The organism is Micromonospora sp. NPDC002411 (assembly GCF_053592955.1).
Genome location: NZ_JBSFBM010000466.1, coordinates 1 through 4,114, shown reverse-complemented (window position 1 = coordinate 4,114; position 4,114 = coordinate 1). Strand labels below are relative to the sequence as shown.

The following is a 4,114-nucleotide window of genomic DNA, read 5'->3' as shown; positions in this document are numbered from 1 at the left end:
AGTCGCCGGACCAGCCGCCCGCTCTGCCGGAGGGCGACACGACGCCCCCGAACGAGGCTCCGGCAGCGCTGGCCGAGCAGTCCGACGTTGCTGGGGCGCCGGGCGGTGATCCGGAACGTCTTGCCCACGCCCGCGATCCGGTCGACCGCGGCCAGGAACTTCGGGCCCATGGCGGCCCGGGCCTGCACCGCCGGGTGGGTGGCGCCGAAGTCCTCCGGGTTGGCCTGCCCGTCGGCGAAGAGCGCGTAGGTGAGCACCGCCGCCCCGGAACGATCGAAGATCACTCCGGCCTCGTGCCGGGCGTCGGCGAACCAGCCGGCCTTCGTGGCGATCCGCGCCCGGTCGTCCGACGACATGGTGCGCCGGATGCCGTCGGTGAACGCCACCGGGGACCGCAACAGCCCCAACAGGTACGTGGTCGAGGCGGGAGAGAGCAGCGTGCCGGCGACCAGGGCCCGCAGCAGGTCGTGCGTCTCACGAGGGGTGCTGGTGCCGAGGAAGAACCGGTTCGGGTTGGCCACCGGCTGGACCTGGGTGTTCGGGAAACCCTTGGCGACCAGGATGGAGTTGATCTCGGCGGCCGGGGCGACCAGACCGCACAGCCGTACCGCCGTGTCGTCCGAGACGGTCAGCAGGTTGGCCAGCACGTGCCCGAGGGTGACCAGGCTGGGGTACGCGCCGTCCAGACTGAAGATGCCGTCACCGCCCGGCACGACGATCGCCGCGCTCACCTCGACCTGCTGGTCCAGGGTGAGCAGCCCTCGGTCGACCTTGTCCAGCACCGCCGTGGCGACAGCGATCTTGTTGACGCTGTACGCCTCGATCCGCCGGTCCGCGTCAGCCTCCACCGCGACCACCGGCGTACCGGCAGGGTCGGCGACGCTGACGTACGCCTGCCAGTTTCCACCGGCCTCGATGCTGTGCTTGGTGAAGACGGAGGCGACCCGAAGGGCGGCCCGAGCGGGGGTTGTCGGTGCGGCCTCGGTGGTCTCGGCGGCGCTCGCCGGGGCGGCAGCGCCCAGCACCGTGCCCGCGGTGGCCACAGTGCCCAACCCGAGTGCCGTCCTACGGTTCAGTCGCATTGTCAATCGTCTCCCCGATCGTGGTGTGCCAGAGCGCTTGCTGGCCCACCACCCTAGGCGAGTTGATCGATGCACGATGCCCCCGAACGCAGTCCCGAACAGTCCCGAACAGGTCAGCCGAACCGTCGGCGCAGCACGGCGCCGACCGGACCGGGCACGTGGCGGGCGAGCTGCCGCAGGTCAGGCAGGTGACCGCCGCGGACCGCCTCGCCGGCCGCATTCGGCGCGAAGACCGAGCCGTCGTGCGCGGCGACCGGCCGTCCACTCAGGCCCGCCGCCCGCATCAACGGCCCGACGAGGACGTCGTAGACCCCCGGCAGGACGGTGAAGCCGGCCCGCAGCACCACGTTGAGTCGGCCCACCGAGACCTCCCGGCGGGGCCGGTCCACACAGTCCACGATGGCCCGGGCCACCCGCTGCGGGCTGGTGACCGGCGGCGGAGGTCGTCCGACCCGCCCCAGATAGTTGGCCGCCTGCTGGTACACGGGAGTGTCCACGCTGCCCGGGTTGACCAGACACAGTCGGATCTCCGGACTGTCGCGCAGCTCCTGCTGCACCGTCCGGACCAGGCCCTGGATGCCCCACTTGCTGGCCACGTACGCGCTCATGTACGGCGCGGTGATGTGCCCGAGCAACGAGCCGGTGAGGATCACCGTCCCGGCCCCGGCCGCCCGGAAGTGCCGCAGCGCCACCCGCACCGACTCGGCGGTGCCGAGCAGGTCGGTGCGTACCACCTGATCGAAGACCCGCCCGGGCAGCTCGTCGAAACGCCCGTAGGCCATCACCGCAGCCGTGTGCACCCACACGTCGACGCGACCGAACCGTTCCAGTGCCGCGTCCACGAGCGCGTCCAACGCGCCCGGCTCGGTGACGTCGGTCGGCACGGTCAGCACGTCGACGGCGGCGCACTCCCCGCGTACCTCGGCCAGGGTCGTGCTGGCGCGGGCGGCCAGGACGAGACGGTCGCCGCGCTCGGCGAACGCCCGGGCCGTCGCCCGGCCGATCCCGCTGGTCGCGCCGACGACCACCACCACCCGGCTCACGGCTCACTCCTCGCGCTCACGGTTCGAGCACAACCTTGATGCAGCCGTCCTCCTTCTTCTGGAACATCTCGTACGCCTGCGGCGCCCGGGACAGCGGCACCCGATGGGTCCGCAGGTCCTCGACGCCCAGTGGGTCGTCGTCGCGGGCCAGCAGCGGCAGGATCTCGTCGGTCCACCGGCGCACGTGGCACTGCCCCATCCGCAGTTGGACACCCCGGTCGAACATCTCCATCAGCGGCATCGGGTCCGCCTCGCCGCCGTACACCCCGGAGACCGACACGGTGCCACCGCGCCGAACCCCCTTGACCGCGGCGTGCAGGACGGACAACCGGTCCATGCCCGCCCGGTCGGTCATCGTCCGGGCCACCTTGTCGGGCAGCAGTCCGACGGCGGCGTGGGCCAGCTTGCCCACCGGCGAACCGTGCGCCTCCATCCCGACCGCGTCGATCACCGCGTCCGGGCCCCGCCCGTCCACCAGGTCGATCAGCGCGCCCGCCACGTCGGACAACTCGCGGACGTCCAGCACCTCGATGCCGTGCCGACGAGCCAACTCCAACCGCTCCGGCACCAGGTCCAACCCGATCACCCGGCCGGCGCCGAGATGACGACCGATCCGTGCGCAGAACTGCCCCACCGGGCCGAGCCCGAAGACGGCCAGGGTGCCTCCGGGCGGGGTGTCCGCGTACTTCACCGCCTGCCACGCGGTCGGCAGGATGTCGGACAGGTAAAGGTAGCGCTCGTCCGCGCCGGTCTCCGGAACCTTGATCGGCCCGAACTGGGCCTGCGGCACGCGCAGGTACTCGGCCTGCCCGCCCGGCACCGAACCGTAGAGCGACGTGTAGCCGAACAGGGCCGCGCCCTTGCCCTCGCTGGTCACCTGGGTGGTCTCGCACTGGGCGTAGAGCTGGCGTTCGCACATCCAGCACCTCCCGCAGGCGATGTTGAACGGCACCACCACCCGGTCGCCCGGCTTGAGCCCGGTCACCTCCGACCCGACCTCCTCGACGATGCCCATGGGCTCGTGGCCCAGCACGTCACCAGGCTTCAGGTACGGCCCGAGAACCTCGTACAGATGCAGGTCGGAGCCGCAGATCGCCGTCGAGGTGATCTTCACGATGGCGTCGGTCGGTGCCTCGATCCGAGGGTCCGGCACCTCCTCGACCCGTACGTCCCGCTTGCCCTGCCAGGTCAGTGCCTTCATGTCCCTCGTCCCCTCTCACCGCCGTGTCAAGGGATTGCTACCCGGCGTCGAGCGCTTGAACCGGACTGCGAGGGCTGTCTGCGTGATCGACTCCAGGTCGCCGATGTGGCGGCATCACCGCCGCCGGACACCCCCAGGTCGGCGAGGTGGAGTCGATCAGGACGACGCCGTCCCCGCGAGGGCCGAACAGCAGACCGCCGTACCCCGGAAGAGGCCCGGGATACGGCGGTCTGGTGAGGCTCAGGAGCCGGGGGTGTTGTCGGCTCCGCCCTTGGCGGTGGCCGTGAGGTAGTCGCGGTTGAGCCGGCCGATGGTGTTGAGCGGGATGCCCTTCGGGCAGGCCGGGGTGCACTCACCCGCGTTGGTGCAGCCGCCGAAGCCGGCCTCGTCGTGCGCGTCGACCATGCCGATCACCCGGGTGTACCGCTCCGGCTGGCCCTGCGGCAGCAGCGAGAGTTGGGTGAGCTTGGCGGCGGTGAAGAGCATGCCGGAGCCGTTCGGGCAGGCCGCCACGCAGGCGCCGCAGCCGATGCAGGCGGCCGACTCGAAGGCGGCGTCGGCGTTGGCCTTGGCCACCGGGGTGGAGTGGGCCTCGGGGGCGCTGCCGGTCGGCGCGGTGACGTAACCGCCCGCCGCGATGATCTTGTCGAAGGCGCTGCGGTTGACGACCAGGTCCTTGACGACCGGGAAGGCGCTGGCCCGCCACGGCTCGATGTCGATCGTCTCGCCGTCCTTGAACTGGCGCATGTGCAGCTGGCACGCCGTGGTGCCGCGCTGCGGCGCGTGCG

Annotated in this window: 4 protein-coding genes; all 4 read right to left on the bottom strand. The window is 71.7% G+C overall.

What is annotated here, in order from left to right:
• On the bottom strand, window positions 1-1,082 hold a 1,082-nt coding region (locus ACWCO3_RS32280), incomplete at its 3' end, for a serine hydrolase (RefSeq protein WP_450013690.1).
• 113 nt (window positions 1,083-1,195) lie between these two features.
• The gene (locus ACWCO3_RS32275) at window positions 1,196-2,125 is read right to left on the bottom strand and encodes an SDR family NAD(P)-dependent oxidoreductase (RefSeq protein WP_450013688.1); all 930 of its coding nucleotides are present in this window, start codon (window positions 2,123-2,125) and stop codon (window positions 1,196-1,198) included.
• 16 nt (window positions 2,126-2,141) lie between these two features.
• Complete coding sequence (locus tag ACWCO3_RS32270) at window positions 2,142-3,326, bottom strand: zinc-dependent alcohol dehydrogenase (RefSeq protein ID WP_145784184.1); 1,185 nt, start codon at window positions 3,324-3,326, stop codon at window positions 2,142-2,144.
• Between the two features lie 240 nt (window positions 3,327-3,566).
• Window positions 3,567-4,114: succinate dehydrogenase/fumarate reductase iron-sulfur subunit (locus ACWCO3_RS32265; RefSeq protein ID WP_450013686.1), on the bottom strand; the 548-nt coding region annotated here is incomplete at its 5' end.

Excerpts from the sequence above, each read along its gene's own strand:
- ACWCO3_RS32270 (WP_145784184.1), bottom strand. The coding sequence starts at position 3,326 with ATGAAGGCACTGACCTGGCAGGGCAAGCGGGACGTACGGGTCGAGGAG.